General features: G+C 64.4%; 13 protein-coding genes. 10 read left to right on the top strand and 3 right to left on the bottom strand.

Annotation, left to right across the window (positions count from 1 at the left end; all coding sequences use genetic code 11):
- Positions 1 to 1482 precede the first annotated feature (1482 nt).
- From folC to mepK, 6 genes are read left to right on the top strand one after another with little or no spacing between them, the layout of a single operon-like run.
- Positions 1483 to 2901: a bifunctional tetrahydrofolate synthase/dihydrofolate synthase gene (folC, locus tag BUB23_RS12235; protein ID WP_073103390.1), complete on the top strand. Its 1419-nt coding sequence runs from the start codon at positions 1483 to 1485 to the stop codon at positions 2899 to 2901.
- 51 nt (positions 2902 to 2952) lie between these two features.
- The gene (locus BUB23_RS12230) at positions 2953 to 3732 is read left to right on the top strand and encodes an SPOR domain-containing protein (RefSeq protein WP_073103389.1); all 780 of its coding nucleotides are present in this window, start codon (positions 2953 to 2955) and stop codon (positions 3730 to 3732) included.
- Positions 3729 to 4217, top strand: a complete 489-nt coding sequence (locus BUB23_RS12225; RefSeq protein ID WP_073103388.1) for a CvpA family protein — start codon at positions 3729 to 3731, stop codon at positions 4215 to 4217. The genes BUB23_RS12230 and BUB23_RS12225 overlap by 4 nt, the downstream gene beginning before the upstream one ends.
- Positions 4218 to 4239: 22 nt before the next feature.
- Positions 4240 to 5739: an amidophosphoribosyltransferase gene (gene purF, locus BUB23_RS12220; RefSeq protein ID WP_073103387.1), complete on the top strand. Its 1500-nt coding sequence runs from the start codon at positions 4240 to 4242 to the stop codon at positions 5737 to 5739.
- 38 nt (positions 5740 to 5777) lie between these two features.
- Positions 5778 to 7448: a L,D-transpeptidase family protein gene (locus BUB23_RS12215; RefSeq protein WP_143160960.1), complete on the top strand. Its 1671-nt coding sequence runs from the start codon at positions 5778 to 5780 to the stop codon at positions 7446 to 7448.
- The gene (gene mepK, locus BUB23_RS12210; RefSeq protein WP_073103385.1) at positions 7445 to 7999 is read left to right on the top strand and encodes a peptidoglycan L,D-endopeptidase MepK; all 555 of its coding nucleotides are present in this window, start codon (positions 7445 to 7447) and stop codon (positions 7997 to 7999) included. Before BUB23_RS12215 ends, mepK begins: the two co-directional genes overlap by 4 nt.
- A gap of 42 nt (positions 8000 to 8041) precedes the next feature.
- Here the strand turns inward: mepK and phbB are convergent, their stop codons facing one another.
- From phbB to BUB23_RS12195, 3 genes are read right to left on the bottom strand one after another with little or no spacing between them, the layout of a single operon-like run.
- Positions 8042 to 8788, bottom strand: a complete 747-nt coding sequence (phbB, locus tag BUB23_RS12205) for an acetoacetyl-CoA reductase (RefSeq protein WP_218598965.1) — start codon at positions 8786 to 8788, stop codon at positions 8042 to 8044.
- Between the two features lie 13 nt (positions 8789 to 8801).
- Entirely contained in the window at positions 8802 to 10568 is a 1767-nt protein-coding gene (locus tag BUB23_RS12200) for a PHA/PHB synthase family protein (protein ID WP_073103384.1), read from the bottom strand.
- Complete coding sequence (locus BUB23_RS12195) at positions 10565 to 13309, bottom strand: cation-transporting P-type ATPase (protein WP_073103383.1); 2745 nt, start codon at positions 13307 to 13309, stop codon at positions 10565 to 10567. Before BUB23_RS12195 ends, BUB23_RS12200 begins: the two co-directional genes overlap by 4 nt.
- A 305-nt stretch (positions 13310 to 13614) precedes the next feature.
- Here BUB23_RS12195 and BUB23_RS12190 point away from each other — a divergent pair, with 305 nt between their 5' ends.
- The 4 genes from BUB23_RS12190 to BUB23_RS12175 are packed head-to-tail and all read left to right on the top strand — an operon-like array spanning position 13615 to position 20036.
- Positions 13615 to 15024: an efflux transporter outer membrane subunit gene (locus BUB23_RS12190; protein WP_245801244.1), complete on the top strand. Its 1410-nt coding sequence runs from the start codon at positions 13615 to 13617 to the stop codon at positions 15022 to 15024.
- Between the two features lie 25 nt (positions 15025 to 15049).
- On the top strand, positions 15050 to 16117 hold the full coding sequence (locus BUB23_RS12185) for an HlyD family secretion protein (RefSeq protein ID WP_073103429.1): 1068 nt from the start codon (positions 15050 to 15052) through the stop codon (positions 16115 to 16117).
- Between the two features lie 2 nt (positions 16118 to 16119).
- Positions 16120 to 18906 (top strand): ribosome-associated ATPase/putative transporter RbbA, encoded by a 2787-nt coding sequence (gene rbbA, locus BUB23_RS12180; protein ID WP_073103382.1) that lies wholly within the window; start codon positions 16120 to 16122, stop codon positions 18904 to 18906.
- Positions 18907 to 18908: 2 nt separating this feature from the next.
- Entirely contained in the window at positions 18909 to 20036 is a 1128-nt protein-coding gene (locus BUB23_RS12175; RefSeq protein ID WP_073103381.1) for an ABC transporter permease, read from the top strand.
- Positions 20037 to 20067 lie beyond the last annotated feature (31 nt).

The raw sequence follows: 20067 nt of genomic DNA, 5'->3' as shown, positions 1-20067 counted from the left end.
GTGTGGTTCGTTTTTAAGGCGTGTGGTTTGTTCTTAAGACGTGTGCCGGTTCCTGGTGGCCTTGTTCTGCGACGCGTTGCCGGTCCAGCGCCTGCGCGCTGGACACCGCCCCGCCTAGCTCGTCCGCCCCGTCCGGGGCTACCTTCGCTACCGGCTGGCTCGGCCCCGGACGTCGCGCCACAAGGCCCCCAGGACCCGACCCACTGCGTAGCGTTGGTTTGTCAGGCCGCTGGGATGGGTAGGGTGCTTGGCATTTTTCTGTGGTGGCGGTTGCTGGCCGAAGACTTTGCAGGGCCGCCAAAAAGTCGATCCCCGCCGGATCGCCTTTTTGGCATACGGGCTGGTGGGTTGAGAGGCTGCTGGATTTGAGGCTTGCCTATGCTGGATTTGAGGCTTGCCTATGCTGGATTTGAGGCTCGCTTATATTTATTTGATCGTTGGATCGTTAATTGGATTGCTGCTTTGATGTGGAAAGGCAAGTCGCTTTATCGCTAACGCGACCTATGAGAATTAGCTAGTGCGACCGACGAATCGCGAGCCGTCAACGAGCTCTGATTTACGAAATTCCTTCGATAGGGAATTGTCTTATGGAAGCCATCTATGGATGACTCGTTGACTCAAGGAATCGCGTCCTTCAACGAAATCAGATCGACGAAATCAGATCAACGAAATCAGATCAACGAAATCAGAGTCAACGAAATCAGAGTCAACGAAATCAGATCAACGAAATCAGATCAACGAAATCAGATCAACGAAATCAGATCAACGAAATCAGATCGACGGATTTGATTGACAGATTTGATTGACGAATTCGATTGGCATGGAATCATCCTGTACGAGCCATCAATATACGAACCGTGAATGCATAGGCTTGACGCAATACGAAATACGACACCGCAGGCTGGTCACCGTCCGTGGCCGGACCAGCCCCTATGCCCAAGCGGGCCGGCTGGCGGCCCGCGCCGGGCGAGCGCCAGACCTCTTTCTTGCCAGCCAGAACCGCAGCAAGAATGCCAAGCACCCAGCCCGTCCCAGCAGAGGTACAAAACCTGGGATGCAGTCGTTGGCGCGGTGGGGGAAGGTAGCGGTCCGTCCGGGGCCGAGCAAGCCGGACGCGAAGGCAGCGCGCAGGCGCGGACGAGCGAGGCGAGGCGGGGTCCGCCGCGCTGGGCGGCGGACCAGGCAACGCGGACCGCTACCTTCCCCCACCGCGGCAGCGGCGTGTTAAGAACACCCCCCAACAGCCAAGCGGCGTGTTAAGAACACCCCCCAACAGCCAAGCAACGTGTTAAAAATAATCACCGATGCGCGACAGCGGCGTGTTAAGAAAGATTTGACATCAGCATAGCGGCGTGCAAAGAAGAACCATCGCCGCCAGAACCCGCGCCGAATACCCCTGCGCGGCCGCAGCCTTCCCAAGGATCGCCCCGTACAAAATGCTACTATTAGCGCCTGCCGTCAGCACTTCTATAAGCGTTCATCATGTCTCGTCTCGTACCCGGCAATACTGCCACATTGCAGGATTGGCTGGATTATCTGGAAACCCTGCACCGCGTCTCCATAGATCTGGGCCTCGACCGCATCCGGGCCGTTGCCGCCAAGCTGGACCTGAAATACCCCTTCGTCAAAATAACCGTCGGCGGCACCAACGGCAAAGGCTCCACCTGCGCCATGCTCGAAGCCATCCTGCTCGCATCGGGATATAAAGTAGGCTTGTACACATCGCCCCACCTCGTCGACTTCAACGAGCGCATCCGCGTCAACGGCGAGCTTGCCAGCGACCAGCAAATCATCGAACAGTTCCAGCAAATCGAAGCCACCCGGGGCGACATCACCCTGAGCTACTTCGAATACACCACGCTGGCCGCGCTGATGCTGTTCGAAAAGCAAAAACTCGACGTCGCCGTGCTCGAAATCGGCCTGGGCGGGCGCCTCGACGCCGTCAACATGGTCGATGCCGACTGCGCCGTCATCACCAGCATAGACATCGACCATACCGACTACCTCGGCGACACCCGCGAAAAAATCGGCCGGGAAAAAGCGCATATCTTCCGGCCGGGTCGGCCCGCCATCTGCGCCGACCCGATTCCCCCCCAAACCCTGATCGACTACGCCGCCGAAATCGGCGCGGACCTGTGGCTGTTCGGCAAAGACTTCAACTACTCCGGCGATCGCCTGCAATGGGCTTATGGCGGCCGCTCGCAGCGCCGCAGCGGCCTTGCCTACCCGGCCTTGCGCGGCGCCAACCAGCTGCTCAACGCCACCGCCGCCCTGGCGGCGCTCGAGGCCTTGCGCCCGCAGTTGGCCGTGCCCCAGCAGGCCGTGCGCATCGGATTGGCGCAGGTATCCTTGCCGGGCCGCCTGCAGATCCTTCCCGGCAGCCCGACCATAGTCCTGGATGTCGCGCATAACCCCCACGCCGCCGCGGCCCTGGGGCAAAACCTCGACGGCATGGCCTATTTCCCCTACACCCATGCCGTCATAGGCATGTTGAACGACAAGGACGTGGCCGGGGTAGTCGCCAAGCTGGCCACCCGGGTCGACCACTGGTACTGCGCCGGCACCGAAGGCGCGCGCGGGCTGTCGGGCGAGGAACTCGCCGGGATAGTGCGCCAAGTGGTAAAGTCCGCCACAGGGAAAACCACTTTCGAGAACCGCAGCCGCGAAGTCAGCCGCGTGGCGGCCGGCGGGGACGCGGCGCTTGCCCGCAAACCGGGCGTGCGGCCCGCCATCGTTTCCCCGGCGGCCGACGACGCCGTAACCGTTACAAGCTTTGTTAATCCGGTACAGGCCTTTACAGAAGCTCGAAAACAAGCCGGCGAGAATGATAGAATCCTCGTGTTCGGCTCTTTTTCGACAGTTGGCCCGGTACTCAACGAGTTAGGACGCAAGGTCGTATAGTTCAAACCGGCCTGGCGGCCGGGCTGGTTCACCAAAATAGGTTTTTGCTCAATGGGATTGTTCTCTCGTAACGAGTCTGCCGCTGGATCCGGGCGTCGCTCCGCGTCCAGCGAATCGCAAGCCAGCGATCTGCGCGGCCGCGCCCGGCGCCGCCTGATAGGCGCGCTGGCGCTCGTGCTGGCCGCCGTCATCATTGTGCCCATGCTGTTCGACTCGTCCGTGCCGCCGGACCAGGTCAGCACGCCGGTGGTGGTGCCTGCCATAGTCCCGCCGCCGGCGCCCGACGCCAATATTGCCCAGGCGCCCGCGGAACCCGATGCCACAGCCCCGGGCGGCGTTGCCCCGGCGCCTGAAGCCGGCGCCGATGCCGCCGCGCCGGACCCGGCCGCCGATGCGCCGCTGCCGCCCGACACCGGCGCCCCGCCGCCGGCGCCCGAGCCCGAGCCCGTCGCAGAACCCAAGCCCAAAGCCGCCGAAAAACCCGCCGCCAAGCACGAGCCCAAGCCGGCGGCCGACCGTACCGACGACGGCTCGGTGGCGATCGCCTTGCTCGAGGGCCGCAGTCCGGGCAAAAAAGCCCCGGCGCCCGCCGCCAAGGGCAATTTCATCTTGCAGATCGCAGCCTACACCAACGACAAGGACGCCCAGACCCGCCGCGACCGGCTGGTGTCGTCCGGCGTCACCAACGCCTACGTGGAAAATGCAGTCTCCGGCGGGAAAACCACCTACCGCTTGCGCGTCGGGCCATTCCCCACGCGCGACGCCGCGCAGGCTGCGCAAGCCCGCCTGCGCGCGCTCGGTTACGACAACGGATTCATCTCGACTAAGTGACAAGCTTCGACTATATCGTGCTGGCTATCCTTGGAGTGTCGGCACTGCTCGGGCTGCTGCGCGGCCTGGTCAAGGAAGTCCTTTCCCTTATTGCCTATGTCGTCGCCTTTCTGGCGGGTATCTGGTGGGGGCCCACCGTTTCCATCTGGCTGGCCCCTTATATCGATAACTCGCTGCTGCGCACCGCGCTGGCCTACGGGGCTGTATTCATAATCGTGCTGTTGCTGGTGGGGCTGCTCAACATCACCCTGGCCACCCTGATAGCGAAGACCGGCCTGACGCCGGCCGACCATGGCCTTGGCGCCCTGTTCGGCTTGTTGCGCGGCACACTGGTGGTGCTGGCGCTGGTCGCCCTGGCCGGCTATACCGATCTGCCCAAGGAGCCATGGTGGCAGGACGCCAAATTGTCCCGCGCGACGATACAAGGCATACAGCAGATCAAGCTATTGCTGCCGCCTTCCTTGTCTTCTTGGTTACCGTATTGATCATATTCACAGGAATATAAACATGTGTGGAATAGTTGGGGTCGCAGGATCCGGCCCCGTAAATCAATTGATTTACGACAGCCTGCTGTTGCTGCAGCATCGCGGCCAGGATGCCGCGGGCATTGCCACGTCGCACGAGCAGTTTTTCAATATGTACAAGGCGCATGGCCTGGTGCGCGACGTCTTCCGCACTCGCAATATGCGCTCGCTGCCCGGCAATAGCGGGCTGGGGCAGGTGCGCTATCCGACCGCCGGCTCCAGCGACAGCGTGGACGAGGCGCAGCCTTTCTATGTGAACGCTCCCTTCGGCATCACCTTCGTTCACAACGGCAATCTGACCAATTGGCGCGAGCTGCGCGAAGCGCTGTTCCGCGTGGATCGGCGCCATATCAATACCAATTCGGATTCCGAAGTGCTGCTCAATGTCTTCGCCCACGAACTGCAATTGGCGGCCAATGGCGGCTCGCTCGATGAGAATGCCATTTTCACCGCCGTGACGTCCGTGCACAGGCGCGCCAAGGGCGCCTATGCCGTCATCGCGCAGATCGCCAACTACGGCATGGTGGCGTTTCGCGACCCCTTCGGCATACGCCCCTTGTGCCTGGGCTCGGTCGAAACCGACAGCGGCACGGAATGGATGGTGGCTTCCGAGTCGGTCGCCCTGACCGGCTGCGGCTTTACGCTGGTGCGCGACATCGAGCCGGGCGAGGCGGTTTTCATCGATCTGGACGGCAACATGGTCAGCCGCCAGTGCGCCGAGAATCCGGCTCTGACGCCCTGTGTCTTCGAATACGTGTACTTCGCGCGGCCCGATTCCCTCATGAACGGCGTATCCATCTATGACGCGCGCCTGAACATGGGTGTGAACCTCGGCGACAATGTCGCCAAGTCCCTGCGCCTGGGCGAGATCGATGTCGTCATGCCCATCCCGGACTCATCCCGGCCGTCGGCCATGCAGTTGGCCGCGAGGCTGGACCTGAGCTATCGCGAAGGCTTCATCAAGAACCGCTATGTCGGCCGGACTTTCATCATGCCGGGCCAGGCCGTGCGCAAGAAGTCGGTGCGCCAGAAGCTCAGCGCCATCGACATGGAATTCCGCGGCAAGAATGTATTGCTGGTGGATGATTCCATCGTGCGCGGCACCACCAGCCGGGAAATCGTCGACATGGCCCGCGCGGCGGGCGCCAACAAGGTCTATTTTGCCTCGGCCGCGCCGGCGGTGCGCTTTCCCAATGTCTATGGCATAGACATGCCGACCCAGACCGAGCTGATCGCCACCGGCCGCGATACCGAGCAGATCGCGCGCGAAATCGGCGCCGACGGCCTGGTCTACCAGGAACTGGCGGACCTGGAACGATCCATCCGCGACCTGAACCCTGCCATGCGGGACTTCGAATCATCGTGTTTCAACGGGCGCTACGTGACCGGCGATATCGATGCCGCCTACCTCGAACGCCTGAGCCTTACGCGCGGCATGCGTCCGGTGGCGGGCGAAATGGCCACCAGCAACGAAGAGCAGTAGGGCGGGAAAGTTCGCCGTTCACCCCAAGGATGAACCGCATGGCACCACCAAGCCGTATAGTCAGGATCCGCGGCTGGATCCGCCCTTTGTTGCTGGCGCTGCTGGTGGCGGGGTATGCCGCCAGCGCCTCGGCGCAGCAGGCCTTGCTGTGGTTCAGCGACGGCAGGCCGACTCCGCAGGCCGCCCAGGCCATAGAGGTATTGGGCAATGCCGCCACCGAAGGCCTGTCGCCGCAGGATTACGATGCCGCGCGCCTGCAGGAACAACTGAGCCTCGCGGCGGCCGGGGCAGTCCTGCCCGCCGGCGCGCTGGCGCAGCTCGACATGGCGCTCACGGCATCCATGCAGCGCTACTTGGCCGATCTGCATAGCGGCAGGCTGGATGCAAGCCAGATTCACCGCTACTTCAAGCTCCCGCAGCTCGATTATTTCAATGCGCCAGCCTACCTGGACGATGCCGTGGCCCATGACAGGCTGCCCGAGGCCGTGCGCCTGGCGGCGCCGCGCCTGGCCCAGTACGACAGCCTGCGCGCGGCGCTGGCCCGATACCGCGGGCTGCTGGGGCATCCAGCCTGGCAAATGCCGCTGGCCCCGCTGCCCGGGAAAAAACTCGAGGCCGGGCAAGCCTACGCCGGCATGGATCTCCTGACGCGCAGGCTGGTCGCGCTGGGCGACCTGCCGCCACAGCCACAGCCACAGCCACAGCCACAGCCACAGCCACAGCCGTCGTCGCCGGCGACGCAATATTATGAAGGCGCCGTCATAGATGGCGTCAGGGCATTTCAGGAGCGCCATGGGCTGCTGCCCGATGGCGTGCTGGGCGCCGCCACATTCAAGCAGCTGGAGATCGCCCCCGCCCAGCGCCTCAGACAGATAGAACTGACTCTCGAGCGCTTGCGCTGGACGCCGCTGACCCAGGCGCCGCGCATGATAGTGGTGAATATTCCCGAGTTCGTGCTGCGAGCCTATGAAGTGCGCGATGGCCAGCCGGATGTGAAGGTGGAGATGAGGATCATCGTCGGCCGCGCGCTCAATACCCGCACGCCCATATTCCAGGAAGACATGCGCTTTATCGAGTTCAGCCCCTACTGGAACGTGCCGTCTTCCATTGCGCGCGGCGAAATCATACCGCGGCTGCGCCGCGATCCCGGCTATTTCGAGCAGCAGGGCTTCGAGTTCGTCACGCCGCAGGGACAGGTGCTGCCCGGCCTGTCCGGCGAAAACCTGGATGCGGCGCAGCGCGGACAGTTGCGCATACGCCAGCGTCCAGGCCGGCGCAACGCCCTGGGCGATATCAAGTTCATTTTCCCCAATGACATGAACATCTATTTGCACCATACGCCCGCGCCGCAGCTTTTCGACCGCTACCGGCGCGACTTCAGCCACGGCTGCATACGGGTTGAAAGCCCCGTGGCGCTGGCGCAATTCGTTCTTTACGACGAACCGCAATGGACCGAAGAGCGGATACGCGCAGCCATGGCCAGCGGCAAGTCGAAAACCATACGCCTGGACAAGCCGGTCCCCGTATTGATTGCTTACAACACCGTGGTCGTCAAAAGTGGTAAGGTTTATTTTTTTCCAGACCTCTACGACCACGATGCCTGGCTCGACAAAGCGCTGCGCCAGCGCGCACGGGCCGCCGCCGCTGTCTCTGTTGGCCAGAACGGCGGCATTGGGCAAGCCATGGCTGACTATCCTATCTCATCATGAGCCATTCATTCACGCCTTCCCGCCGCCTGTTTCTGCGTCATTCCGCCAATATTGCCGTTGCCGGCGCCAGCCTGCCGTTCGCCTCGCGTGCCTTCGCCGGGCTGGAGCCGCGCAGCCTGACGCTGGACCATACGCATACCCATGAAAAAGTCTCCCTGGTCTATGCCAGCGGAAACAACTATGTGCCGCAGGCGCTGGGCCGCCTGAACCGCTTTTTGCGCGACCACTACACCGGCGATGTGGGCAGGATAGACCCGCATCTGTTCGATATCCTGCATCGCATAACGCTGGCCTTGAGCACGCAGGGCGCCTACCAGGTGATTTCCGGCTACCGCTGCCCGACGACCAACAACCGGCTGCGCGCCACGCGCGGCGGAGGGGTGGCCAAGCACAGCCTGCACATGGACGGCAAGGCGATCGACGTGCGCCTGCCGGGCGTGCCGCTGGCGGAACTGCGCGACGCGGCCTTGTCCCTGCAGGCCGGAGGCGTAGGATTCTATCCCCACGACCAGTTCGTGCATATCGATACCGGCCGGGTGCGCAGTTGGTAGCGCCAAGCGCCCGGACGCCCGTTGGACTCGGGCCCAGGCGCCTCAGTACATATGCTGGCCGCCGTTCATGGCGAGGTTCGCCCCGGTCATGAAAGCCGCCGGCTCGCTGCAGACGAACGCCACCAGCGCGGCGATCTCGGATGGCTGCCCGAGGCGTCCCACGGGAATCTGCGAAATGATCTGGGACTCCAGCACGTCCTTGGGCACTTTGGCCACCATGGCGCTATCCAGATAGCCCGGCGAAACCGCGTTTACCGTCACGCCCTTGCGCGCCACTTCCAGCGCCAGCGATTTTGTGAAGCCATAAATGCCCGATTTCGCCGCCGAATAATTGCTCTGGCCGAAAGCACCCTTGCTGCCATTGACCGATGAAATATTCACGATGCGGCCCCAGCCGCGTTCGACCATGCCCTCGCAGAAGGGCTTGGTCATGTTGAACATCGAATCCAGGTTGGTGCGCATGACGATGTCCCAATCGACCCGGGACAGCTTGCGCAACGTCGAGTCGCGGGTGATGCCCGCATTGTTGATCAGGATATCGACCTGGTGCCCGTCGCCGTGGATGCGGTCGGCGCACGCCGCGCAGGAATCGTAGTCGGCGACGTCCACCGGATAGGCGGCGTAGCGGTATCCGGCCTGGGCATGGCCGTCCAGCCACGCCTTGACGTCCTGGCGGCCGGGAGAGTGCGTGAGCAATACCGCATGGCCCGCGTCGTGCAGGGCTTGGGCGATGGCGGTTCCGAGGCAGCCTAGGCCGCCGGTGATGAGCGCAGTACGAGCGATAGACATGATGATGCTCCTGTTATTTTTCCAGTACATAGCGGCCGGGCGCCGGGCCGATTGCGGCATAACCCTGTTTGGGCGCGCCCATGGGGGGCGGCGCCGCGGGCGCCGACGAGCGCGCCTTGAGCCAGGCTATCCAGCTTGGCCACCAGGAGCCCGCTTGTTCGGGCGCCATTTCCAGCCATTCGTCGGGCCCCAGGTAGCTGTCGCAGGCGCGGCGGGTCAGGCTCTGGAACTTGCGATGGCGGTGGCCCGGCTCGTTGACCACGCCGGCGTTATGCCCGCCGTTGGTCAGGACGAAAGTGATTTCCGCCGCCGTCAGCAGGTGTATCTTGTACACCGAGCGCCAGGGGGCGACATGGTCGGTGACTGTGCCCAGGCAGAAAATAGGCAGCCGGATATCGGTCAGCGCCACGGGTTTGCCGCCCACGGGATAGCGCCCGTCCGCCAGGTCGTTGTCCAGGAAGAGGCGGCGCAGGTATTGCGAATGCATGCGCGCGGGCATGCGGGTGGCGTCGGCATTCCAGGCCATCAGGTCGCTCATGGGCTGGCGTTCGCCCATCATATAGGTCTCGATCAGGTGCGACCACAGCAAGTAGTCCGAACGCAATAGCTGGAATGCGCCGGCCATCTGCTCGGTGGTCAGGTAGCCGGTATCCGACATCTGGGCTTCCAGCAGCGCCACCTGGCTATGGTCTATGAACAGGGACAAGTCGCCGGGCTCGCTGAAGTCGGTCTGCGCCGCCAGCATCGAGATCGAGGCCAGCCTGTCGTCATCGTCGCGCGCCATGGCGGCGGCGGCGATGCTCAGCAGGGTGCCTCCCAGGCAATAGCCCAGCGCGTGAACCTTGCGCTCCGGCACGACGGCGTTGACCGCGGCCAGGGCTGCGTGGAAACCGCGAGACAGGTAGTCGTCCATGCCCAGATCGCGCTCGGCGACGCCCGGATTCTTCCAGGAAATGCAGAATACCGTATGGCCCTTGCCGACCAGGTATTTGATCAGCGAATTGTGCGGCGAAAGGTCCAGGATGTAGTACTTCATGATCCAGGCGGGGATGATCAGCACCGGCTCGGGATGCACTTGCGCCGTCGTGGGCGTGTACTGGATCAGTTCCATCAAGTCGTTTTTCAGGATGACCTGGCCCGGGGTCACGGCGAGATTGCGCCCCACCGCAAAATTTTCCGCGCCGAATTTCGGGGCGCCCCTGGCCTGGCGCATCATGTCGTCCAGGGCATAGAGGCCTCCGCGCAAAAGGTTGGCGCCGCCTTCCTTGACCGTGCGATGGAGCGCCTGCGGATTCGTGGCCAGGAAGTTGCGCGGCGAAAACAGCTTGAGCAGTTCCTGGGCGGCGAAGCCCACCACCTTCGCATGGTGGGGCGATACGCCGTATATGTCGCTGGTGGCGGCGTTCCACCACTGCTCGGACAGCAGGTAGGACTGGTGCAGCAGGTTGTAAGGCCAGGCCTGCCATTCCGGCGCGTTGAAGCGCCAGTCGGATTCGGGCGGCTTGACGGGATTGGGCGCGGGCTCCTGGCCCGGCATGTGCGCCAGGCGCGCCATGGCGCTGCCCTCCAGGTATTGGGACAGCAACAGGCTCTGGCCTATCGCCAATTGCAGGAGGTCCAGGCGCTTGCCGGGCGCCGCCGCGAGGTGGGTGGCCCAGTCGATGTAGCTGAGCAGCACCAGCGTGGGCGACACCGAGGAAGTCGCGCGCGCCACCGTGGCGTGCAGCCGCTGATCCATCTGTTCGGTGGCGTTGGCAGGGAAGAGGGAATGGATATTCATGGTCGGGCTCCGGAGTGAATCGCGCCGCGGCGGTGCCGCTGCAGCCTCAACAGCAGTTTTTCCAGTTCTGAACACAGGAACACAGCCAGCCCCGCGCCCAGGACCTTGAGCCATTCCGCGGGCGTCAGATCGGACGAGCCGAAAATGGCCTGCATGAAAGGCGCATGGGTATATATCAGTTGCAAAGCCGCGCAGCCGGCTATCGCCCAAAGCACGTAGGGATTGCCTGTCAGGCCCTCGCGGTTCAGGACCGAGGCCGTGATATAGCGGCTGCAGAGCAGGTAGAACATTTCGCTGACGACCACCGCATTGACGACAATGGTGCGCGCGCTGGCCGGGCTGGCGCCGTTGCCCACTTCCCAAAGGAAAAGGCCCAGCCCGCCGGCCATCATCAGTACCGAGACGAATACGATGCGCCATACAAAGAAAGCCGACAGCAAGGGGGCCTGGGCCGGGCGTGGCTGGCGCTTCATGATGCCGCGCTCGGGCGGCTCGAACGCCAGGGCCACGCCCAGCGTGCCGGCGGTGACCATATTGATCCACAGCACCTGCGCGGGCGTCAGAGGCAGGGCCAGGCCCGAAAAAAGCGCGGCGATGACGATCAGCGCTTCGCCGCCGTTGGTCGGCAGCATGAAGAGGATGAATTTCTTGATGTTGTCGTAGACCGCCCGGCCTTCGCGCACCGCAATCGCTATGGTGGCGAAATTGTCGTCGGCCAGGACCATGTCGGAGGCCTGCTTGGCCGCTTCGGTGCCTTTCAGGCCCATGGAGATGCCCACATCGGCGCGCTTGAGGGCCGGAGCGTCATTGACGCCGTCGCCGGTCATCGCCACGACCTGCCCGTCCGCCTGCAGGGCCCGGACCAGGCGCAGCTTGTGCTCCGGGCTGGCCCGGGCGAAGACATCGATGTCGCAGACCACCCGGCTCAGCGCGGCGTCGTCCATGATGGCGATTTCCGCGCCGGTGATGGCCGGCTTGCCCACGCCTATGTCCAGCTGCGCGCCTATCGCGCGCGCCGTGTCGGCGTGGTCGCCGGTAATCATCTTGACGCGTATCCCGGCCTGATGGCAGGCATGCACGGACCGGACCGCTTCTTCGCGCGGCAGGTCCACGATGCCGACCAGGGCGAGCAGCGTGAAGCCCGCCTGGATGTCCTCGGCATCCAGGCAGGCGTGGCGCGGCGCGGCGCTTTTGGAGGCCAGGGCGAGCACACGCAGCCCGCGCGCGGCGGTGTCGGTCGCCATGCGCCGCCAGTAATCGACTTGCAGCGGCGCCTGGCCGGCGTCGGTCAATTGCCAGTCGCAGAGATCGAGTATCTGCTCGGGCGCGCCTTTGAGCAAGATCCACGGCTGGCCTTGCGCATCGCGATGCAGCGTCGCCATGTAGCGGTTGGCCGACTCGAAAGGGATGGAGTCCAGCCGCGGCATGGCGGCGTTTTCAGGCTCTGGCGCCAGGCCGGCTTTATGGCCTAGCGTGAGCAGCGCCACTTCGGTGGGGTCGCCGCCCGGCAGCCAATGCTTGCCTTCCTGGCGCAGGCTGGCGTCGTTGCACAGGACGCCGGCCTGGATGGCTCGCGCCAGCACGGGGTGGCTGGCGGCGTCGACGATGCGCCCGCCGCTGCTGAATTCCCCCGCGCTGCCATAACCCACGCCGCTGACGTCGAATGCCTGCCCGGCGCAAATGACCCGCTGCACGGTCATTTCATTGCGCGTCAGGGTGCCGGTTTTATCGGTGCAGATGACGGTGACCGAGCCCAGCGTCTCGACCGCGGGCAGGCGGCGCACGATGGCTTTCTGCCTGGCCATCCGCTGCACCCCCAGGGCCAGCGTCACGGTCATGATGGCGGGCAGCCCCTCGGGGATGGCGGACGCCACCAGCGCGACCACCATCGTGAACATGGCGACGGCGGACTCGCCGCGCACCAGCGTGCCGAACAGGAAGATCACCACGGCGATCGCCAGTATGACCAGCGCCAGCCAGTACGAAAACCGGTTGATGTGGCGCATCAGCGGGGTCGTGACGCTTTGAATGCCCGCCAGCAATTGATTGATCCTGCCTATCTCGGTGTCCGCGCCGGTGGCGATGACTATCCCGCTGGCCTGGCCGGTCAGCGCGACGGTTCCCATGAAGGCCATGCAGTTGCGGTCGCCCAGCGGGGCATCGGCCGCGACGGGCTCGGTGCCTTTCTCGACAGGCAGCGATTCGCCTGTGAGAGCCGCCTCTTCGACGTGAAAATCCTTGGCGGCGATGAGGCGCAGGTCGGCGGGAACGCGATCCCCGGAGCCGAGCGCGACCAAGTCCCCGGGCGCCAGCGAGCTGGCATCGATTTCATAGCGGCGGCCATTGCGGACCACCGTGGCCCGCGGCGCCAGCATGGTGTGTATGGCGTCCAGCGCCGATTCCGCCTTGCCCTCCTGGATGAAGCCGATGATGGCGTTGAGCACCACGGCCGCCAGCAGAACGCCGGTATCGACCCAATGCCCAAGCATGGCGGTGATCGCCGATGCCGCCAGCATCACATAGAGCAATACATTATGGAACTGCACCAGCAGGCGGCGCAGAGGCCCGCGGCGCTTGGCCGGCGCCAGCTGGTTGAGCCCGTGCAGCGCCAGGCGGCGCTGGGCCTCGCCTTCCTGCAGCCCATTGGCGCTGGAGCGGGTCTGCTCCAGGACGTCGTAGACGGGAAGGGCGTGCCACGTGATCTCGGCGGATGGCTGTGCTGTGCTATGGCGACGTATCATATTCGCAATTTCCGAGTGTTTATCGTTGAAGATAGAGCACGGGAACAGGCCGCAACTTGATTTAAAGGCAAGCCGCTAGGGCGGGCTGATGCTGCTGTTGGTATGATGGCACAGCAGTTCCATGGCGGTCTCGCGGTTTTTTGCTGCACCTGCGTTTATTTGATTTAAATCAATAGTTTTTGCGGTGTCCAGTTATATGGATTGCCCTGCGTGATAAAGTCATGATAACGATACTGATCGGTATATTTATGCGGCTGAACGATATGTTTTGGTGCCGATTTCGCGCGATATCGTCATGTTTTCTCATGGCGCTGGCATCGAGCGGCTGCATGTCGCTGGCGCCGCCATATGAGCAGCCGCCCATGCCGGTGGCGCCGGCATACCCCGGCGCCGATGGCGCCGCCGCGCCTGGAAAATCCGCGGCAGATACGGTCTGGCGTGACTATTTTCTGGATACCCGTCTGCAAGCCCTGATAGCCCAGGCGCTGGACAATAACCGCGACCTGCGCACGGCCGTGCTGAAGGTCGAAGAAGCGCGGGCCCTGTATGGCATACGGCGGGCCGATCAGTTCCCGGCGATCGATGCGGGAGCCAGCGCCACACGCTCCCGGACTCCGGAAGACCTGAGCCTTACCGGGCAGGCGCGCACCGCGGGCCAATACCAGGCGGGACTGAACCTGACCAGCTGGGAAATCGATTTCTGGGGGCGCGTGCGCAACCTCAAGGATGCCGCCCTGGAAAGCTTCCTGGCCAGCGACTCGGCGCGCCGGGCCGCCACGACCGGCTTGATCGCCCAGGTCGCCAATGACTACCTGGTGCTGCTCGAACTCGACGAGCGCATCGCGCTGACCAGGCAAGCCATCGCCGCGCGCGACGCTACCCTGGGCTTGTTCAGGCGGCGCTATGCCGCCGGCGCGACGTCCCGCCTGGATGTCGTCCAGGTCGAAACTCTGCTTACCCAGGCGCAGGCGCTGGGCGCCGAGCTCGAACAGGCCCGCGCCCGCCAGGTCCACGCTTTGACGCTGCTGGCCGGCGGCCAGGTCGACCTGGCCGCGGCGGGCGGGGGCATGGACGATGACAGCTTGCTGGGCGAAGTGCGCGCCGGCCTGCCTTCCGATTTATTGGTGGACAGGCCCGACATCATTGCCGCGGAGCAGCAGCTCAAAGCCGCCAATGCGAATATCGGCGCCGCGCGCGCCGCATTCTTTCCGCGTGTCGCGTTGACGGGGTCGCTGGGCAGCGCCAGCGCCGAGCTTGGCGGGCTGTTCGGCTCCGGCAGCGGCGCCTGGTCTTTCACGCCCAGCATTTCCCTGCCGATTTTCGACGCGGGCCGCAACAGGGCCAGCCTGGACCTGGCGCAGGTGCGCCGCGAGATGGCCGTGGTGAACTACGAAAGAACCATACAGACGGCTTTTCGCGAAGTGTCCGACGCCCTGGCCGCGCGGCAGTGGCTGGACCGGCAAGTGCGCTACCAGGAGGCCGCGCTGGCGGCGCAAGCCGAACGGCTGCGCCTGGCCCAGCTGCGCTATGACAGCGGCGCGGCCGCCTACCTTGAAGTCCTGGATGCCCAGCGCGACTTGCTGTCGGCCCAGCAGGAACTGGTGCAAATCCGCCGCGCCAGGCTGACCAGCCGCGTCAGCCTCTACGCGGCGCTGGGCGGCGGGGCGCGGGGAATCGCCGCGGCGCCGGATCCGGCCTCAACGGGGTCCAATTGATATGAACAGGTCTTCCATTATCGCCATGCTCAAGAAAAAAATGCTGCTTGTCGCCCTGGCGCTGGCCGTCGCCGTGGCCGCGGCGGCATACTACTGGAGCCATCTGCGCGTTGCCGGCCCGGGAGCGGGCTTCATCGGCGGCAACGGCCGCATCGAAGCCACGGAAATCGACGTCTCCACCAAACTGGCGGGGCGCGTGCAGGACATCCTGGTCAACGAAGGCAGCTTCGTGAAGGCTGGAGAGCCCCTGGCGTATATGCAGATCGATGTGCTGCGGGCCCAGCTCGCCGAGGCGCAAGCCAGGCATATGCAGGCCGGCAACAATGTCAGCACCGCGCTGGCGCAGGTCGCCGCTCGCGTAAGCGACCACGCGGCGGCCCTGGCGCTGGTGGCCCAGCGCGAAAGCGACCTGCAGGCGGCCAGGCAGCGCCTGGCGCGCTCGGAGACGCTTTCAGCGGGTGGCGCGGCTTCCCGGCAGACGCTGGACGACGATCGCGCCGCCGTGCGCGCCGCTCAAGCCGTGCTGGCGGCGGCCAAGGCGCAGGTCGCCGCCGCGCAGGCCGGCATAGACGCCGCCCAGGCCCAGGTAGTGGGCGCGCGCTCGGCCGTGACCGCCGCCGAGGCGACTATTGCCGTGGTCCAGGCCGATATCGACGACAGCGTGCTCAAATCGCCGCGCGATGGCCGGGTGCAGTACCGGATTGCGCAGCCTGGCGAGGTATTGGGCAGCGGCGGCAAGGTGCTCAATGTCATCGACCTTGGCGATGTCTACATGACTTTCTTCCTGCCTGAAACCGTTGCGGGCAGGGTGGCGCTGGGCAGCGAAGTGCGCCTGGTGCTCGATGCCGCGCCGCAGTATGTGATTCCGGCCAAGGTTTCCTATGTCGCGAGTACCGCGCAATTCACCCCCAAGACCGTGGAAACGGCCAGCGAACGGCAAAAGCTGATGTTTCGCGTCAAGGCCCAGATCGACCGCGATCTCCTGCAGAAGCATTTGCGGCAGGTCAAGACCGGCCTGCCGGGCATGGCCTGGCTGCGTCTGGACCCCGAAGTTCCCTGGCCGGCCGAACTGGCGATCAAAGTTCCGGAGTGATCATGGCCGCCACGGTAGCAAGCTTGAGCGGGGTCAGTTTGCGCTACGGCAAAACGCTGGCCCTGGACAACATCAGCCTCGATCTGCCCGCGGGCCTCATGGTGGGGCTGATCGGTCCCGACGGCGTCGGCAAGTCCAGCCTGCTGTCCTTGATAGCCGGCGCGCGGGCGGTGCAGGACGGCAGCGTCATGGTGCTGGGCGGCGACATGGCCCAAAAGAGGCACCGCGACCAGGCATGTCCGCACATCGCCTACATGCCCCAGGGGCTGGGGAAAAACCTCTATCCCACCCTGTCGGTGGAAGAGAACCTGCAATTCTTCGGCCGCCTGTTCGGACATGATGCCGCCGAGCGCCGCCGGCGCATCGACGAGCTTACCCGCAGCACCGGCATGTACGCCTTCCTGGACCGGCCCGCCGGCAAGCTTTCCGGCGGCATGAAACAGAAGCTGGGCCTGTGCTGCGCACTGATACACGATCCCGTCCTGCTCATCCTGGACGAGCCCACCACTGGCGTGGATCCTCTGGCGCGCAGCCAATTCTGGGACCTGATCCAGAATATACGCGCCGCCCGCCCCGGCATGAGCGTGCTGGTCGCCACGGCCTACATGGAAGAGGCCGACCAATTCGACTGGCTGGTCGCCATGGACGAGGGCAGGGTCCTCGCCGCCGGCGCTCCCAAGGCGCTGCACCAGCGCACTGGCACGGAGTCGCTGGAAGCGGCATTCATAGCCTTGCTGCCCGCCGAAAAGAAACGCGGGCACAAACCGGTGATCATCACCCCGCTGGCCAACGGCCCGGCCGATGAAATCGCCATCGAGGCGCAAGATCTGACCATGCGCTTCGGCGATTTCGTGGCGGTCGACCACGTGAATTTCCGCATACGGCGCGGCGAGATTTTCGGCTTTCTCGGCTCCAATGGCTGCGGCAAATCCACCACCATGAAAATGCTCACCGGGCTGCTGCCGGCCAGCGAGGGCAAGGCGCGGCTGTTCGGCCGGGAGATCGACCCGAAAGACGTGGCCACGCGCCGCCGCGTGGGTTATATGTCGCAGTCCTTTTCGCTTTATGCCGAACTGACCGTGCGCCAGAACCTGGTGCTGCACGCGCGGCTGTTCCAGGTGCCCGAGGCCGATATTGCCGCCAGGGTCGAGGCCATGGTCGAGCGCTTCGGGCTGGGCGATGCCGTCGATGCCTTGCCCAACAGCCTGCCCATGGGCATGCGCCAGCGCTTGTCGCTGGCGGTGGCTGTGGTGCATGGGCCGGAGCTGCTGATACTGGACGAGCCCACCTCGGGCGTGGACCCGATAGCCCGCGATATATTCTGGCAGTTGATGATAGATCTGGCGCGCAAGGACAAGGTCACGATTTTCATTTCCACGCACTTCATGAACGAGGGCGAGCGATGCGACCGCATATCGCTCATGCATGCCGGCCGGGTGCTGGTCAGCGATGCGCCCGGCGAACTGGCGCGCAAGCGCGGCGCGGGCACGCTCGAACAGGCGTTCATCAGCTACCTGGAGGAAGCCGTTGCGGCGGACGGCGCGGCGGGCGGCGCAAAGCCGCCGGCGCGCGACCCTGCATCGGCGGCGCCGGCGCCCGGGCCGAACGGCAAGCCTGCCGCAGGCCTGCCCGACGCGCCGCCCGCGGCCCGCGGCCCGCGCCGCTTCAGCCTGGCCAGGGCGCTGAGCTATACCAGGCTGGAGGCCATGCAGCTGCAGCGCGATCCGGTGCGCAGCACACTGGCCTTGCTGGGCACGGCTATCCTGATGTTCATCATGGGCTATGGCATTACCCTGGACGTCGAGAACCTGACCTACGCGGTGCTCGACCGCGACCAGACGACCTTGAGCCAGAACTATGCCCTGAACCTGTCGGGTTCCCGCTATTTTATCGAACGGCCGCCGATCAGCGATTATGCCGACCTGGACCGGCGCATGCGCGGCGGCGAGCTGTCCCTTGCCATCGAGATCCCGCCCGGCTTCGCCCGCGATGTCAAACGAGGCGCGGAGGTACAGATCGGCGCCTGGGTGGACGGCGCCATGCCTACCCGTGCCGAAACGGTGCAAGGCTATGTGCAGGGCATGCACCAAGGCTGGCTGGCCAGCATGGCCACTGAACGGCTGGGCGCGGGCAAGCAGCTCGCCACGGCCAATGTCGAAACGCGCTTCCGCTACAACCCCGATGTGAGAAGCCTGCCGGCCATGGTGCCCGCGGTCATACCCATATTGCTGCTGATGATCCCGGCCATGCTGACCGCCCTGGCTGTCGTGCGGGAAAAAGAGCTCGGTTCCATCATCAACCTCTACGTGACCCCGGTGACCCGCGCCGAATTCCTGCTTGGCAAGCAGTTGCCTTACGTGATTCTCGGCATGCTGAATTTCCTGTTGATGGTGGGCCTGTCTGTCACGGTTTTCGGGGTTCCGGTCAAAGGCAGCTTTCCGGCGCTGAGCCTGGCGGCCCTGCTGTACGTGGTGTTCTCGACGGGCTTCGGCCTGTTCGCGTCCAGCTTCACCCGCAGCCAGATCGCCGCCATGTTCTTCACCATGATAGGCACCATATTGCCCGCCGTGCAGTTCGCGGGCATGATCAACCCGGTGTCATCGCTGGAGGGGGCGGGGGCGGCCATAGGGTATGTATACCCGGCCACCTATTTCCTGATCATCAGCCGCGGCGTATTCAACAAGGCCCTGGGCTTTCTTGACCTGGGAGGCGCCTTCTGGCCCTTGCTCGCGGCCGTGCCGGTGATACTCGCCCTGGCCATCGCCTTGCTCAAGAAACAGGACCGCTGACCATGCCTCCCCATCTGGCCAACATCTTCCGCCTGGGCGTCAAGGAATTATGGAGCCTGGCACGCGATCCCATCATGCTGGTCCTGATCGCCTACACCTTTACTCTTTCCATCTACGCCGCCGCCACGGCCATGCCCGAGACGCTGCACAAGGCCCCCATCGCTATCGTCGACGAAGACGGCTCCGCCCTGTCGGCGCGCATCGTGGGAAGCTTTTATCCACCGCGGTTTGCGCCGCCGCGGATGATCTCGCTGGCGGATATGGATGCCGGCCTGGATGCGGGCGACTACACTTTCGTGCTGGATATCCCGCCTGACTTCCAGCGCGACGTGCTGGCGGGCAAGCAGCCCGACATCCAGCTCAATGTCGATGCCACCCGCATGTCCCAGGCGTTCAGCGGCAGCGGCTATATCCAGCAGATAGTCATGGGCGAGGTCGCCGAGTTTCTGCAGGGGCACCGCGGCGCGAGCGCAGCGCCCGTCGAGCTGGCTTTGCGCATGCGCTTCAACCCCAATCTGGAGCGCTCCTGGTTCGGCTCGCTCATGGAAATCATCAACAGCATCACCATGCTGTCCATCATCCTGACCGGCGCCGCATTGATACGCGAGCGCGAGCACGGCACCATCGAGCACCTGCTGGTCATGCCGGTGACGCCGGCCGAGATCATGGTGTCGAAAGTCTGGTCCATGGGGCTGGTGGTGCTGGCCGCGTCGGGGCTATCGCTGCTGTTCGTCGTGCAAGGCGCCTTGCGCGTGCCCATAGAAGGCTCGATAGCGCTGTTCCTGACGGGCGCCGCCCTGCATTTATTCGCCACCACTTCCATGGGCATATTCATGGCCACCCTGGCGCGAACGATGCCGCAGTTCGGCCTGCTGCTGATCTTGACATTGCTGCCCCTGCAGATGCTCTCGGGCGGCACGACGCCGCGCGAAAGCATGCCGCAGTTCGTCCAGGACATCATGCTGGCGGCGCCCACCACCCATTTTGTGTCGCTGGGGCAGGCAATCCTGTACCGCGGCGCGGGCTTCAATGCGGTCTGGCCGCAATTCCTCGCGCTCCTGGCCATAGGCTCGGTTTTTTTCGCCATAGCGCTGGGCCGTTTCCGCAAGACGCTGAGCCAGATGGCTTGACCTGTATCGACCGAGGGCGGGATGATCCGCA

Origin of the sequence: Pollutimonas bauzanensis (assembly GCF_900129885.1) — a bacterium.
Classification (GTDB): domain Bacteria; phylum Pseudomonadota; class Gammaproteobacteria; order Burkholderiales; family Burkholderiaceae_B; genus Pollutimonas; species Pollutimonas bauzanensis.
This window is presented reverse-complemented; position numbering and strand designations above follow the sequence as displayed.